The following is a 14285-nucleotide window of genomic DNA, read 5'->3' as shown; positions in this document are numbered from 1 at the left end:
GCTTCGGGCACGACAGCGCGCCGCTTCATCTCAAACGAGAGCGTAATTACATGAGCGACAAACTGCAGCTGATCCTTGAAGACACTGACGGCACGCAACTGGAAACCTCCTGCACCCGCGTCGCGGTCATGTGGCAAGGCAAAGAGCTGTGGATCCAGCACGATGGCCGCGGCCAACTGCTGATCGGCGTGGACGTCGAAGAAGGCGACGCCGAGTACGCCAACCTGCTGTTGCGCCCATTGGCGACTAATCTGGTAAGTCTGCAACTGGAAATGGAACCGGCTGACCTCGGTGACGACGAGGAACACGTCCACGGCCCGGACTGCAACCACGATCACTAAGGAAACCGCTCTATGCTCGCCCTCGGCAAACTGCTTGAACTGACCCTCGCCGGCCGCGAACCGGCGGAGAAGACTCAACTGACTGTCGAAGGCGTGCGCATGCGCTGGTTGAGCGAAGGTGCGCTGGAAGTCCGGCCACCTGAAGCCCGTGACAACGGCCTGGACCTGCTGCTGTCGGCGGGGATCCATGGCAACGAAACAGCGCCGATCGAATTGCTCGATCGCCTGTTGCACGACATTGCCCGTGGCGACTTGAAGCCGCGTGCACGTATTCTGTTCCTGTTCGGCAACCCGGAAGCGATTCGCAAGGGCGAGCGTTTCGTCGAGCAGGACGTCAATCGGCTGTTCAATGGCCGTCACGAACAAAGCAGCGGTTGCGAAGCCCTGCGCGCCTGTGAGCTGGAACGTTTGGCTGCCAGCTTCTTCAGCCTGCCGGATCGCCAGCGCCTGCACTACGACCTGCACACGGCGATTCGTGGCTCGAAAATCGAGCAGTTCGCCTTGTACCCGTGGAAGGAAGACCGCCAGCATTCGCGTCAGGAACTGGCGCGCCTGCGTGCTGCCGGCATGGAAGCGGTGTTGCTGCAGAACAAGCCGTCCATCGTGTTCAGCTCCTATACCTACGACAAGCTGGGTGCCGAGGCTTTTACCCTGGAGTTGGGCAAGGCGCGGCCGTTCGGTCAGAACGACGGTGTCAACGTCTCGCTGCTGGAGAGGCGCCTAAAGCAGATCATCGAGGGCACCGAACCAGAACTGACTGAGGACGCGCTGGACGGTTTGCAGCTGTACAGCGTGGCGCGAGAAATCATCAAGCACAGCGACAGCTTCCGCCTGAACCTGCCGGCGGACATCGAGAACTTTTCGGAGCTGGAAGTGGGTTACCTGCTGGCGGAAGATATCGCCAACACCCGCTGGATCATCGAGGAAGAGGGTGCCCGGATCATCTTCCCGAACCCCAGGGTGAAGAATGGTTTGCGTGCCGGCATCCTGGTCGTGCCGACCACCGACGAAAACCTGGCCTGATTACGGCATTTAACCTCTGTAGGAGCGAGCTTGCTCGCGATGAATCTGAAAACGCCGCGGGGTGCCAGGCTTCCCGCGTTATCGTTGACGACTATCGCGAGCAAGCTCGCTCCTACAAGGTTTTCGGCTTTTAGACAGCTACCGCGCGCGGTTCAGTGCGGCGCAGCGAACGGATTTTCAACAGCGTATCCGCACAGGTCTTTGCCGCTTCCTGGCCTTTATGCAGGAAATGCTCGAAGAAGAACTTCTGGTGTTCTTCGCCGGCATGGAAGTGGTGCGGGGTCAGGGACACCGAGAACACCGGCACTTCGGTTTCCAGTTGAACCTGCATCAGGCCGCTGACCACCGACTGGGCGACGAACTCGTGACGGTAGATCCCGCCGTCCACCACCAGGGCTGCGGCGACGATGCCGGCATAACGACCGGTCTTGGCCAGCAACTTGGCGTGCAGGGGCATTTCAAAGGCGCCGCCGACTTCGAAGAAATCGATGTCGGATTCCTGATAACCCTGGGTAATCATTTCGGCGACGAAGCCTTTACGGCTCTGATCGACAATGTCCTTGTGCCAGCAGGCCTGGATGAACGCTACGCGCTCGCCCTGATGGTGTTTGCTTTTGCTGTCGATTGCGGTGGGTTGCATGTTCTGACTCCTGTTTGTGTGAAAAACAGGGCGTTATGAATCGAAGGGGATCTGAGGGTACGCACGCTCGCACGAATGCCGGCGGACGGCCCTTTGTTGTCAATCCCGTTCTCTCTTCATCCGGACTATGACCGTCGGCCCCGGGATCACACCGGGTCTGCTGACCTTGCTGTCAGGCACCGCCGAAGCCGTGCTGTCACCAAGCGCTCGCGGGCTATGCGCATTGCGCGCAATTACCGCCGGTGGGGAGTTGCACCCCGCCCTGAGAACGTTTTTGCCGCCCAAATGTTTGGCGGCGCAGCGTTTTTATCACATATTTGCGGTATGCGCATGACCCCTTTTGGATGATTGTCATCGACTTTTCCGTTGGATTAATCGGCCTTTTCCTACGCAAGGGTTGATTAATCGTCGCCATGCCCGCAGTAATTCTTTCCTGAAAGGGATTTCCCCTGCTTACCGAGGCCAGATTCATGAGTGTTATCGATCTTCGCAGCGACACCGTCACCCAACCTTGCGCCGGCATGCTTGAGGCAATGACCAAGGCCGCCACCGGCGATGACGTGTATGGCGAAGATCCGACGGTCAATCACCTGGAAGCCGAACTGGCCAGGCGCCTGGGTTTCGCCGCAGCACTGTTCGTGCCGACCGGCACCATGAGCAACCTGCTGGGGTTGATGGCCCATTGCGAGCGCGGTGATGAGTACATCGTCGGCCAGCAGGCCCACACTTATAAGTACGAAGGGGGTGGCGCGGCGGTGCTTGGCTCGATCCAGCCGCAACCGCTGGAAGTGCAGGCCGATGGTTCGCTGGACCTGGCGCAGGTCGCTGCTGCGATCAAACCGGACGACTTCCATTTTGCCCGCACCCGTTTGCTGGCGCTGGAAAACACCATGCAAGGCAAGGTCCTGCCACTGGAATACCTGGCACGGGCGCGCAGTTTTACCCGCGAGCATGGCTTGCAACTGCACCTGGACGGCGCACGTCTGTACAACGCGGCAGTGAAGCTGGGTGTGGATGCCCGGGAAATCACCCAGTATTTCGATTCCGTCTCGGTGTGCCTGTCCAAAGGCCTGGGCGCACCGGTCGGTTCGGTGCTCTGCGGCTCGGCCGAGTTGATCGGCAAGGCCCGGCGCCTGCGCAAGATGGTCGGTGGCGGCATGCGTCAGGCCGGGGTTCTCGCGGCGGCAGGCCTGTATGCGCTGGATAACAACGTAGAGCGCCTGGCCGATGACCATGCCAACGCGCAGTTGCTGGCCGAAGGCCTGCGCGGGGCGGGGTTCGAGGTCGAACCGGTGCAGACCAACATGGTTTATGTGCAGATGGGCGACCAGGCCGAGGCCATCAAGGCCTTTGCCGCCAAGCGCGGGATCAAACTCAGTGCCGCCGCGCGTCTGCGCATGGTCACGCACATGGACGTCAGCCGTGCGCAAATCGAGCAGGTCGTCGCGACATTCGTCGACTTTTCGCGCAAGTGATAGCGTTAGCACTCCAATTGACCGTTTCTATCGTATAAACACGCTGTACCCCGCGCGCAGGGCCGATATAATGCGGCCCTTTGCCGTCGCTTCGTCTGTTGACGTTTCGAACAGGCCTTTGGCCGCAGCCTCCGTGGAAGAACCTAATGAAAAGCGCAGAAATCCGTGAAGCCTTCCTTCGCTTCTTCGAAGAGCAAGGCCACACCCGTGTAGCCTCCAGCTCTTTGATTCCGGGCAACGACCCAACCCTGCTGTTCACCAACGCGGGGATGAACCAGTTCAAGGACTGCTTCCTGGGCCAGGAAAAGCGCGCGTACACCCGCGCTGTCAGCAGCCAGAAATGCGTGCGCGCCGGCGGCAAGCACAACGACCTGGAAAACGTCGGTTATACCGCTCGTCACCACACCTTCTTCGAAATGCTGGGTAACTTCAGCTTCGGTGATTATTTCAAGCGTGATGCCATCAGCTACGCCTGGAACTTCCTGACTTCCGACAAGTGGTTGAACCTGCCGAAGGAAAAGCTCTGGGTCACCGTCTACGCCAGCGATGACGAGGCGTACGACATCTGGACCAAGGAAATCGGGGTTCCGGCCGAGCGCATGGTGCGCATCGGCGACAACAAGGGCGCACCGTACGCCTCCGACAACTTCTGGACCATGGGCGATACCGGCCCGTGCGGTCCTTGCACCGAGATTTTCTACGATCACGGCGCCGACATCTGGGGTGGCCCACCGGGCTCGCCGGAAGAAGACGGCGACCGTTACATCGAAATCTGGAACAACGTGTTCATGCAGTTCAACCGCACCGCCGATGGCGTGTTGCACCCGCTGCCAGCGCCGTCGGTCGACACCGGCATGGGCCTGGAGCGGATCAGTGCCGTGCTGCAGCACGTTCACTCGAACTATGAAATCGACCTGTTCCAGAGCCTGCTGAGCGCTTCGGCCAAGGCCATCGGTTGCACCAACGACGCTCAGGCTTCGCTGAAAGTCGTGGCTGACCACATCCGTTCCTGCGGTTTCCTGATCGCCGACGGCGTGCTGCCGTCCAACGAAGGTCGTGGCTACGTGCTGCGCCGGATCATCCGTCGCGCCTGCCGTCACGGCAACAAGCTGGGCGCCAAGGGCAGCTTCTTCTATCAGATCGTCGCGGCCCTGGTCGCCGAGATGGGCGAAGCGTTCCCTGAGCTGAAATCCCAGCAGGCGCACATCGAGCGCGTGCTGAAGGCCGAAGAAGAGCAATTCGCCAAGACCCTGGAGCAGGGCCTGAAGATCCTCGAGCAGGATCTGGCTGAGCTCAAGGGCGACGTGGTGCCGGGCGACGTGGTGTTCAAACTCTACGACACCTATGGCTTCCCGATGGACCTGACTGGCGACATCGCTCGCGAGCGCAGCCTGACCATCGACGAAGAAGGTTTCGAGCGTGAGATGGAAGCCCAGCGCGTTCGTGCCCGTTCCGCCAGTTCCTTCGGCATGGACTACAACAGCCTGGTCAAGGTTGATGTGGACACCGAATTCACCGGTTACACCGCTCACAGCGGTTCCGCCAAGATCGTTGCTCTCTATAAGGACGGGCAATCGGTCGACGTGTTGAGCGAAGGCGAAGAGGGCGTGGTCGTTCTCGATCAGACGCCGTTCTATGCGGAATCCGGTGGTCAGATTGGTGATTGCGGCTTCCTCCAGGCTGGCGCTGCGCGTTTCGACGTGCGCGACACCACCAAGACCGGCGGTGCGTTCCTGCACCACGGTGTGCTGGATTCGGGCAGCCTGATCGTTGGCTCGCCAGTTCAGGCGCAGGTGGATGCCGAGGTGCGTCACGCCACTTCGCTGAACCATTCCGCGACTCACTTGCTGCACGCAGCATTGCGTCAGGTGCTGGGCGATCACGTTCAGCAGAAAGGCTCGCTGGTCGACAGTCAGCGCCTGCGCTTCGACTTCAGCCACTTCGAAGCCATCAAGCCTGAACAACTGAAAGCGCTGGAAGACATCGTCAACGCCGAGATTCGCAAGAACTCCGAAGTTGAAACCGAAGAAACCGATATCGAAACCGCCAAGCAGAAAGGCGCCATGGCGCTGTTCGGCGAAAAATACGGCGACAACGTACGCGTACTGAGCATGGGCGATTTCTCCGTCGAACTGTGCGGCGGTATCCACGCGAACCGTACCGGCGACATCGGCCTGCTGAAAATCATCAGCGAAGGCGGTGTGGCATCGGGCGTGCGTCGTATCGAGGCAGTCACCGGTGCGCAAGCGCTGGCTTACTTGAACGCGGCGGAAGAACAACTCAAGGAAGCGGCCAGCCTGGTCAAGGGCAGCCGCGATAACCTGATCGACAAGCTGTCGGCTGTGCTGGAGCGCAACCGTCTGCTGGAGAAGCAACTCGAGCAGTTGCAAGCCAAGGCTGCCAGTGCCGCGGGCGACGATCTGTCGGCCCAGGCGCTGGACGTCAAGGATGTGAAAGTGCTGGCCGTGCGTCTGGACGGTCAGGATGGCAAGGCGCTGCTGGCGCTGGTCGATCAACTGAAAAACAAACTCGGCCGCGCAGTGATCCTGCTCGGCAGTGTCCATGAGGAAAAGGTCGTTCTGGTTGCAGGCGTAACCAAAGACCTGACTGGCCAACTCAAAGCCGGTGATTTGATGAAGCAAGCCGCTGCGGCAGTGGGCGGGAAGGGTGGTGGTCGTCCAGACATGGCGCAAGGCGGCGGTACCGACGCTGGCGCACTGGATGCGGCACTGGCCCTGACCGTTCCGTTTGTAGAGCAGGGTCTATAAGGCAGTACTTGCGGCCCGCAGTCTAGTGGTGGGCCGCAACGCTGTTTGAGTGATTATTTGGGCGCCCTTCATGGGCAGAGGCGGCTTTGAAATGGCTTTGATCGTACAGAAATTTGGAGGCACCTCGGTCGGCACTGTCGAGAGAATCGAGCAGGTCGCCGACAAGGTTAAGAAATTCCGCGATGCCGGCGATGACCTGGTGGTTGTGCTGTCTGCAATGAGCGGCGAAACCAACCGTCTGATCGATCTGGCCAAGCAAATCAGTGGCGACGGCCAACCGGTTCCGCGCGAGCTGGACGTGATCGTTTCCACCGGTGAGCAGGTGACGATTGCCCTGTTGGCCATGGCGCTGATCAAGCGCGGCGTGCCGGCGGTGTCGTACACCGGCAACCAGGTGCGGATTCTGACGGATAGCGCGCACAATAAAGCGCGTATCTTGCAGATTGATGACCAGAAGATTCGCGGTGACCTGAAGGCAGGTCGTGTGGTGGTTGTCGCCGGTTTCCAGGGCGTCGACGAGCACGGCAACATCACCACCCTCGGTCGTGGCGGTTCCGACACCACCGGCGTGGCGCTGGCGGCAGCCCTGAAGGCTGACGAATGCCAGATCTACACCGACGTCGACGGCGTCTACACCACCGACCCGCGTGTGGTGTCCGTGGCTCAGCGCCTGGACAAGATCACCTTCGAAGAGATGCTGGAAATGGCCAGCCTCGGTTCCAAGGTGTTGCAGATCCGCGCGGTCGAGTTCGCCGGCAAGTACAACGTTCCGCTGCGCGTACTGCACAGCTTCAAGGAGGGTCCGGGCACCCTCATTACTATTGATGAAGAGGAAACCATGGAACAGCCGATCATTTCCGGTATCGCTTTCAACCGCGATGAAGCCAAGCTGACCATCCGTGGCGTGCCAGACATCCCGGGCGTTGCCTTCAAGATTCTCGGCCCGATCAGTGCCGCGAACATCGAAGTCGACATGATCGTGCAGAACGTCGCGCACGATAACACCACCGACTTCACCTTCACCGTGCACCGCAACGACTACCAGGCGGCGCAAGCCGTGCTGGAAAAAACCGCTGGCGAGCTGGGTGCCCGTGAAGTCGTGGGCGACACCAAGATCGCCAAGGTGTCGATCGTCGGCGTTGGCATGCGCTCTCACGCAGGCGTGGCCAGCCGCATGTTCGAATCCCTGGCCAAGGAAAGCATCAACATCCAGATGATCTCGACTTCGGAAATCAAAGTCTCCGTAGTGATCGAAGAGAAGTATCTGGAACTGGCTGTGCGCGCTCTGCACACGGCTTTCGAACTGGACGCACCGGCCCGCCAGGGCGAGTGATGCGTTTGCCAAAAGGCGCGGTCTGACCGCGCCTTTTGTTTTTTTGAATGGCGTGACCCCCGAGACTGTTCTTTTGCTCGCGCTAGTCAATACTCAGGCATGTAGGGCTGCGACCGCTCCGGTTGTGGGTCGAGTGCCTTTTTTTTGCAGACTGTTGTCCCTGAAATGTAATGCGTGAGGAGAAAGGTATGCTGATTCTGACTCGTCGGTGTGCAGAAAGCCTGATTATCGGTGATGGCGAAATCACCGTGACCGTGCTCGGCGTCAAAGGAAATCAAGTGCGTATCGGTGTTAATGCCCCCAAAGAGGTAGCTGTTCACCGGGAAGAAATTTACCTGCGTATCAAGAAAGAGAAGGACGAAGAACCAAGCCATTAATTTTTATCGTTTTTTATGTTTGCAAACGGGGAAGAAGCTGGTTAATATACGCCCCGTGTTGCGGAGAGCTGGCCGAGTGGCCGAAGGCGCTCCCCTGCTAAGGGAGTACACCTCAAAAGGGTGTCGGGGGTTCGAATCCCCCGTTCTCCGCCATTATTTGCGTAGTACGTTGTAATCTGGCTTTTTCGGTAAGTTGTTGAAATTACTAGAAAAAGTGCTTGACATAGAGATTAGACGGCCTATAATGCGCGGCAACAAATGCACTCGTAGCTCAGCTGGATAGAGTACTCGGCTACGAACCGAGCGGTCACAGGTTCGAATCCTGTCGAGTGCACCATTTAAGAGTTAGTTACAGCAATGTAAGTAACTTGGTTTCAACCAGTTGTGATCTGGTATAAAAACACAAATTGCACTCGTAGCTCAGCTGGATAGAGTACTCGGCTACGAACCGAGCGGTCACAGGTTCGAATCCTGTCGAGTGCACCCATACAACAGAAAGCCCGCATTTAATGCGGGCTTTTTGCCGTCCGGGATTTGGCTTTTCCTTTCGTGCATCCCCTCTCGTCGAACTCCACCTGTGCACTACGACCTCGCAGGGTGTCGTAGCGGTAGCTCGTGGCTGAATTTCGAATACTGATCCTGTCTGGCTTGCCGAGGGCGCTTTCGACGTCTTGCTGGCTCATGCCGGCGATCACTCGCTGATTGATGATCGCCTCCCGGCGCTCCCTGGCATTGATCAGGTTTCCACACTTGTCCTGCGCCTGACCGACCACGGTCGGCTCTCTGCTTCGAATTTTCATACCTGATGTTTCGCGGGGCTCGGCTGGCGGCATAAGCGCCATCGTGCTGCCAGGTGTAAAGGCACGGGCGTCCTGAAGTGAAATATTCTCTCCCGCGGCACAACCCAGTGTGGTGAAGGTAATGCGCCCATTGGCAGCCTCACAGCGCTGAACGGTGGTGGCGACCGCCAAGGGCAGGGGGCTGAGCAGGGTGAAAACCAAAAAGAATTGTGCAACTGATGGCATCAGGCGTCCTCCGTGACGTTCCTTTTCAAGGGTAGCGGCTACAATTTTCGAAGGGGTGTGTGTTTTCTTTTCGGAATACGTCGTCGCATTTTCATGGATCAGGCCGATGCTCAGGTTTGTTGTGCAAGCGCTTGTTTCAGCCGAGATTTTTTAACGTTTAAAACCGTCAGGCGGTGTATCATTGCGCCCGTCAGCCCCGCCGGGGCTTGTGGAATACCTCCATGGACTTACCCAGTAGTTACTCAGTACCCCGTTTCACCAATCATGAATTGACTGATTGATCCTTCCGGCGTGCCCCGCTGCTGGGAGTGGAGTTCGCCTATGTCCGAAGTTGAAGTAAAGAAAACGCAGGAAAGCTTGCAGGATCGCCTGGCTCAGGTGGTTGAGTTGCTGCAGCGCCAGCGAGTTGTAGAAGACCTGACTCACCGCCAGGAAGGCCCGCATCATGACCGGGTGGAGAACCTGGTCCACCGGCAGAACCTCGTCGAGTTGCAACGCAAACTTGATGACCTGCACTCCGCCGACGTCGCCTACATCCTTGAAGCCTTGCCGCTGGACGATCGTCTGACGCTCTGGCAACTGGTCAAGGCCGATCGCGACGGCGACATCCTTCTTGAAGTATCCGATTCGGTCCGTGAATCACTGATCGCCGACATGGACGATCACGAGCTCCTGGCAGCCGCCAAGGACATGGATGCCGACGAACTCGCTGACCTGGCCTCCGAGCTGCCGCGAGACGTCGTCCATGAGCTCATGGAGACCCTCGACCAGCAACAACGCGAGCGCGTGCGTTCGGCTCTGTCCTATGACGAGGAGCAGGTCGGTGCGTTGATGGACTTCGAGATGGTGACCATCCGCGAGGATGTCAGCCTTGAAGTGGTCTTGCGTTATCTGCGCCGTCTCAAGGAGTTGCCGGGCCACACCGACAAGCTGTTCGTGGTCGATTACGACGGCGTGCTTAAGGGCGTGTTGCCGATCAAGCGTTTGCTGGTCAACGATCCGGACAAACAGGTTTCCGAGGTGATGGCCAGCGATCCGGTGAGTTTCCACCCGGACGAAGACGCCTACGATGCCGCCCAGGCATTCGAGCGTTATGACTTGATCTCCGCACCCGTGGTCGACAAGAACGGCAAGCTGATCGGCCGTCTGACCATCGATGAAATGGTCGACCTGATCCGTGAAGAGAGCGAAAGCGAAGTTCTCAACATGGCGGGTCTGCGTGAAGAAGAAGACATTTTTGCATCGGTCTGGAAATCCCTGCGTAACCGTTGGGCCTGGCTGGCGATCAACCTGATTACCGCGTTCGTGGCTTCTCGGGTCATCGGTTTGTTTGAGGGTTCGATCGAGAAGCTCGTGGCGCTTGCGGCGTTGATGCCGATCGTGGCGGGTATCGGTGGTAACTCGGGTAACCAGACCATCACCATGATTGTTCGGGCCATGGCGCTGGACCAGGTGAGCACCGGCAATACCTCGCGCCTGATGCGCAAGGAACTGGCGGTAGCGCTGATCAACGGCGTGATCTGGGGCGGGGTGATCGGTGTGGTTGCCTACCTGCTCTATGGCAGTTGGTCTTTGGGCGTGGTGATGACTGCCGCGATGACGCTTAACTTGCTACTGGCGGCGTTGATGGGGGTTTTGATCCCGATGACCCTGGCAAAGATGGGGCGCGACCCGGCGATGGGGGCCAGCGTGATGATCACGGCCATGACCGACAGCGGCGGCTTCTTCATCTTCCTGGGGCTGGCGACAATCTTCCTGCTCTGAAGCCTTGTTCATCGAAAACCCGTCTTTGGCGGGTTTTTTTGTGCCCGGATTTCAGGCAAAAAAAAGCCAGCGATCAGGCTGGCTTGGGCTTACTGGCAGAATCAGGAAGCGTCGGCGGTCATTTCAGCGTCATGGGCGATCAGCGAAACAAGGGCGTTCTGCTGTCGATGGGAGAGCTGGCGGAAGCGCTGCAGCAACTCCCGTTCGTGCAAGGAAAGCTCCGGGCTGTCCAGGCGCATGCTCAACTCTTCTCCCAGTGCGCCTTCCTGAATAAGACTCTGCTCAAGGCGCGCAATGATTTCGGAGTTCATGCTGCGATGATGATTGCGAGCCACCTCGGCAATGCGTTCACGCATTCCGTCTGGCAGACGTACGACGAACTTGTCAGCCGTACGGCTGGAATAAATTGCCTGTTTCAATGGGCGCATATATTTAACCGGTTAGTTCAGGGGAGCGGTTTTCGGGATTGGCCGCAGGATGTCTGGTAGGACAAGCGCTCTGACCAAATGTTCAACCTGAATTGATAGAGGCGCGCATCATGCCTCAAAGCAGCCAGATCCTTGGCGCCAATTATGTGACAAATATTGAACCGAATAAAGGCGTTCTGCCAGCACCAATTATCAGAAACGCGGACTGGTTTGAAAAGTTCGACCAGGCCGCATCGCTTATCGCTTTCTCCACCCGACGAAAGGTTGCCGGCGGGCAGGAAAAAGTGAACTCGGACCCTGTTCCTTGTCTTTTATAGGATAGTGGCAAATTGCCGATTTACTAGGGGAAGTCGTATAGCGGGGGTGAATTCAGGATGGATGGCAGGCCCTTGCAGCGGGTCTGCCATGTCAGGATCAACGCAGTACCGGATCAAACTTGATCTTGCGCCCGGCGATCAATGCGAGCACGAACAGCGTGCTGAATACGCCACAGGCGATCAGGGGGAGAGTGACGACCATGTCCTGGGTCAATGACAGATGGAAAATGCCGCTCAACAAGGCGAGGGTGAAGAAACTCGCGGCTGATCTGGACATGCTGTGCTCCTGGTAAAGGTCATTCAAAATACCAAACGTTCGGCAGACGGAGCCGGCATCAGGATGTTTTCCTGGTCGATCTCCTGACTGACAAGGCTGTGCCGGTCGCTCGTCACTGCCAGCTGCGGTGCCTTCTGCAACTGAAGGTAATGCGGCATACGTTGGGCAACCTGCGTAGCGCTGCTCTGGGGAACAAAATGAACGCCTGCTAAAACCACCAGTGCGATTGCAGACAAGAGTGAAAGGGCGCTCTTCATGGGGCGTACCTCGGTTGTTCTGTGAGAACAGCAGAAGCAGCTCGCATGCCAGAGTCTATCGACAATTAAATTCTTTAAAAACAATGAATTAAGTTATTTTTGGTAAAGCGCCATATTGCATTTTGCAATGATGGCTTTTTGCAGTGATGCAATTTGCATGGTAAACAAGTCCGCGCCCGGCCGAGGCGTCTGCCTACACTTAAAAAGCCTACGGACGACATGACAAAAGCCAGCCCGGCCGTTAACATGCACGCCGTCCATCGCACCGCGTATCGTCGCGGTCAACCTGTGTCTCAGTAGCTCAATTGGATAGAGCATCCCCCTCCTAAGGGGAAGGTTGGCAGTTCGAACCTGCCCTGGGACACCATATTTTTCAGCTCCCCCCGCCTGTTTCAACGCTTCCTTTTCACGACTTGTAGATAAAGTTCTGCAAGTTCAGGCGCCATGGATTTATCGAAGCCTTCAACTCTGCCTTCGCGCCTTTCCGTCTCCTCTCCCACGTAGTCTGAATCTCCCATCCCGTCTGGGAGTGCGCGGGGGAGTAGGTACAGGTTGGTGCGGCAGGATTTACCGGGAACGACATCAGTATTGCGAGAGCCCTGTCCCTGGCCACCGAAAAGGACGGCGAAACGGTGACGGCCTAACCCTTAAAGTGGGGGGAGGCCGTCTTGCATCGACTTGAAATTCAATCCAGTTCTACCCAGGCGGACTCGGTTGGTGCTTCGTTGGTGAGCCCGTGTTTGAGCGCATACATCAACAAGTCGATGCGGTTGATGAGATCTAGCTTTTGATAGATGTTGCTGAGGTGGTTGTGCACGGTGTGCTCGCTGATCCCCAGGCGCCCGGCGATGCTCACATATTTGGCGGACGGTTCGCCCACGATGGCGCGAATCAGTTCTCTCTCGCGCAGCGTCAACCGCGCCTGTTTCGCCCGCTCCAGATTGCATTTCATGGGTGTATGTCTGGACGCGGCATAGCCGGAAAGGCCGCCAGCCCAGGCTCTATCCATTGCGATGTCGCTATGGTGGACCTTGAGGATGGCCTGGATGATCGATTCCGTCGGGTCTTCCGCCAGCACGATGCCGCGAGCGCCAGCCTCTATCGCCTGAGCAGCGGGGACGACTTCGTACAGGCCCTTGAGCAGCAGCACTTTCATTTCGGCGCTACGGGTGAGTCCCGCGACGACATCCAGAGGGTTCAGCGCATCCGGAAAGAAACTGAAAAAAATGACATCGGGCCGCAGCTGATCGGCAAGATCCAGCGCCTGGGTATAGGTGGTGGCCTGTCCTGTCACTTCCATGCAGGGCATTCTGGCATTGATCAAGTCGTGAAGGCCCTTGAGTACGAGGGGGCGACAATCGATCAACATCACGCCAATTGGCTCTTTTTGGTCAGTCATGATCTTCCTGACCTCCTTGAAAAACCAATGATGGCCTCCACCCGCTGGCCTTCCCGGGTCAGCAACTTGCTCACCGGGGCGCAGCGATTGAAGGATGGATTCGAACGCCGGGAGGCCATGATGATGCCCGCCCAGGCATTGGCAACCAGCGACCCGGGGGCCATTTCCATCAACAGCACTGGCACGTGGGGCGAACTTTTCCATAAGGCAGGCAAAGCCCGGGAGAGAAGTTCAATACAAATAATTATCAGTGGTTTACGCATGATGATGTGCTCCCTCCCGCCTCTCAACTGATTCTAGGTCAGCCCGGAGCGCTGCCAACCTGTCCATCCGTCAGTCCTCGATACAAGCCCGGTGCGGACAGACCTGAGCGATGTACTCAAGGAGGGGAGTAAACCTCGAAAATCAAGGTATTAGGCTCGCCATGGGTGGCCAATGGCCAAGGTCTGATCCGGATTGCGTTCGTCAATTAATCGACGAGTGGTGTTCACTTAGGAACGCTAATATCAGCTTAGTCAATTTATCGGCGATCTCTGTCTGGTCAGCCACCGGCATTTGCGGGTGTTCATGTATCGCTGGTGTTCATGTATCAGCACTTTTTCGTGCGCGAGGTCTCGTTTTCAGTAAGGCCTACACCTATTCAGAACGGGCGTAGGGGAAGGTTCTCAAGGGAATGCCATGGCTGGCCGATAACACGGGCAGTCAGGGACTTGTTCGTCTCTTCCGGTCGACATGGGGCGCACTCTCTATGAGAAGGTGTTTGATGGCCTAGTGCTACCAGTTATCATCAGCGCGCCAAAACAGGGGCTGCGAAGCTGAGTCCGTCCGTGTATTTGCCTTTGGGTTCTTCTTCTTAAATTG

15 protein-coding genes, 4 tRNA genes and 1 riboswitch are annotated in these 14285 nt (G+C 57.7%); of the genes, 12 read left to right on the top strand and 7 right to left on the bottom strand.

The genetic code is table 11. From position 1 onward, the window contains the following. Window positions 1-50: 50 nt before the first annotated feature. Both AC1RDQ_RS13420 and astE read left to right on the top strand, forming a co-directional pair. A complete protein-coding gene (locus AC1RDQ_RS13420; RefSeq protein ID WP_008057983.1) occupies window positions 51-341 on the top strand; it encodes a hypothetical protein in 291 nt (96 codons plus the stop codon). Window positions 342-353: 12 nt separating this feature from the next. Next, the gene (gene astE, locus AC1RDQ_RS13415) at window positions 354-1364 is read left to right on the top strand and encodes a succinylglutamate desuccinylase (protein ID WP_489339095.1); all 1011 of its coding nucleotides are present in this window, start codon (window positions 354-356) and stop codon (window positions 1362-1364) included. Window positions 1365-1494: 130 nt separating this feature from the next. Here the strand turns inward: astE and AC1RDQ_RS13410 are convergent, their stop codons facing one another. Next, window positions 1495-2004 (bottom strand): 6,7-dimethyl-8-ribityllumazine synthase, encoded by a 510-nt coding sequence (locus tag AC1RDQ_RS13410; protein WP_057713615.1) that lies wholly within the window; start codon window positions 2002-2004, stop codon window positions 1495-1497. Window positions 2005-2107: 103 nt separating this feature from the next. Continuing rightward, window positions 2108-2278, bottom strand: a riboswitch (FMN riboswitch). 196 nt (window positions 2279-2474) lie between these two features. On the opposite strand from AC1RDQ_RS13410, the gene ltaE reads away from it, so the two are divergent. The 7 genes from ltaE (at window position 2475) to AC1RDQ_RS13375 (ending at window position 8440) form a co-directional block, all read left to right on the top strand. Next, window positions 2475-3479 (top strand): low-specificity L-threonine aldolase, encoded by a 1005-nt coding sequence (ltaE, locus tag AC1RDQ_RS13405; RefSeq protein WP_218494338.1) that lies wholly within the window; start codon window positions 2475-2477, stop codon window positions 3477-3479. A 146-nt stretch (window positions 3480-3625) separates the two neighbouring features. Further along, window positions 3626-6247 (top strand): alanine--tRNA ligase, encoded by a 2622-nt coding sequence (gene alaS / locus AC1RDQ_RS13400; RefSeq protein WP_057713617.1) that lies wholly within the window; start codon window positions 3626-3628, stop codon window positions 6245-6247. Window positions 6248-6338: 91 nt separating this feature from the next. Next, the gene (locus AC1RDQ_RS13395) at window positions 6339-7580 is read left to right on the top strand and encodes an aspartate kinase (protein ID WP_007971040.1); all 1242 of its coding nucleotides are present in this window, start codon (window positions 6339-6341) and stop codon (window positions 7578-7580) included. 188 nt (window positions 7581-7768) lie between these two features. Continuing rightward, entirely contained in the window at window positions 7769-7957 is a 189-nt protein-coding gene (gene csrA, locus AC1RDQ_RS13390) for a carbon storage regulator CsrA (RefSeq protein ID WP_002554426.1), read from the top strand. Window positions 7958-8019: 62 nt separating this feature from the next. Then, window positions 8020-8110, top strand: a tRNA-Ser gene (locus tag AC1RDQ_RS13385). A 107-nt stretch (window positions 8111-8217) separates the two neighbouring features. After that, window positions 8218-8294 (top strand) — tRNA-Arg (locus AC1RDQ_RS13380). 72 nt (window positions 8295-8366) lie between these two features. After that, window positions 8367-8440, top strand: a tRNA-Arg gene (locus AC1RDQ_RS13375). Between the two features lie 23 nt (window positions 8441-8463). Here the strand turns inward: AC1RDQ_RS13375 and AC1RDQ_RS13370 are convergent. Continuing rightward, window positions 8464-8982 (bottom strand): hypothetical protein, encoded by a 519-nt coding sequence (locus AC1RDQ_RS13370; RefSeq protein ID WP_057713618.1) that lies wholly within the window; start codon window positions 8980-8982, stop codon window positions 8464-8466. 321 nt (window positions 8983-9303) lie between these two features. Between AC1RDQ_RS13370 and mgtE the strand changes: the two genes are divergently transcribed. Then, on the top strand, window positions 9304-10746 hold the full coding sequence (mgtE, locus tag AC1RDQ_RS13365; RefSeq protein ID WP_007971042.1) for a magnesium transporter: 1443 nt from the start codon (window positions 9304-9306) through the stop codon (window positions 10744-10746). Between the two features lie 101 nt (window positions 10747-10847). Here mgtE and AC1RDQ_RS13360 read toward each other — a convergent pair whose 3' ends face one another. Then, window positions 10848-11174: an Arc family DNA-binding protein gene (locus AC1RDQ_RS13360; protein ID WP_008066583.1), complete on the bottom strand. Its 327-nt coding sequence runs from the start codon at window positions 11172-11174 to the stop codon at window positions 10848-10850. Between the two features lie 110 nt (window positions 11175-11284). Between AC1RDQ_RS13360 and AC1RDQ_RS13355 the strand changes: the two genes are divergently transcribed. Further along, window positions 11285-11491: a hypothetical protein gene (locus tag AC1RDQ_RS13355; protein ID WP_079246716.1), complete on the top strand. Its 207-nt coding sequence runs from the start codon at window positions 11285-11287 to the stop codon at window positions 11489-11491. Window positions 11492-11588: 97 nt separating this feature from the next. Here AC1RDQ_RS13355 and AC1RDQ_RS13350 read toward each other — a convergent pair whose 3' ends face one another. Both AC1RDQ_RS13350 and AC1RDQ_RS13345 read right to left on the bottom strand, forming a co-directional pair. Beyond that, window positions 11589-11768 carry a PA3371 family protein gene (locus AC1RDQ_RS13350; RefSeq protein WP_057713619.1) on the bottom strand — a complete coding sequence of 60 codons (180 nt, stop codon included), beginning with the start codon at window positions 11766-11768 and terminating at the stop codon, window positions 11589-11591. Between the two features lie 23 nt (window positions 11769-11791). Beyond that, window positions 11792-12025 (bottom strand): hypothetical protein, encoded by a 234-nt coding sequence (locus AC1RDQ_RS13345; protein WP_057713620.1) that lies wholly within the window; start codon window positions 12023-12025, stop codon window positions 11792-11794. A gap of 290 nt (window positions 12026-12315) precedes the next feature. Here AC1RDQ_RS13345 and AC1RDQ_RS13340 point away from each other — a divergent pair. Then, window positions 12316-12392: transfer RNA gene (locus AC1RDQ_RS13340), tRNA-Arg, on the top strand. Between the two features lie 318 nt (window positions 12393-12710). Here the strand turns inward: AC1RDQ_RS13340 and AC1RDQ_RS13335 are convergent. Next, the gene (locus tag AC1RDQ_RS13335) at window positions 12711-13424 is read right to left on the bottom strand and encodes a response regulator transcription factor (RefSeq protein WP_057713621.1); all 714 of its coding nucleotides are present in this window, start codon (window positions 13422-13424) and stop codon (window positions 12711-12713) included. Beyond that, window positions 13421-13687: a hypothetical protein gene (locus AC1RDQ_RS13330; protein ID WP_090457313.1), complete on the bottom strand. Its 267-nt coding sequence runs from the start codon at window positions 13685-13687 to the stop codon at window positions 13421-13423. The genes AC1RDQ_RS13335 and AC1RDQ_RS13330 overlap by 4 nt, the downstream gene beginning before the upstream one ends. Window positions 13688-14285: the final 598 nt, after the last annotated feature.

The sequence above is a fragment of the Pseudomonas sp. GW823-FHT02E01 genome (assembly GCF_058797535.1).
This window is presented reverse-complemented; position numbering and strand designations above follow the sequence as displayed.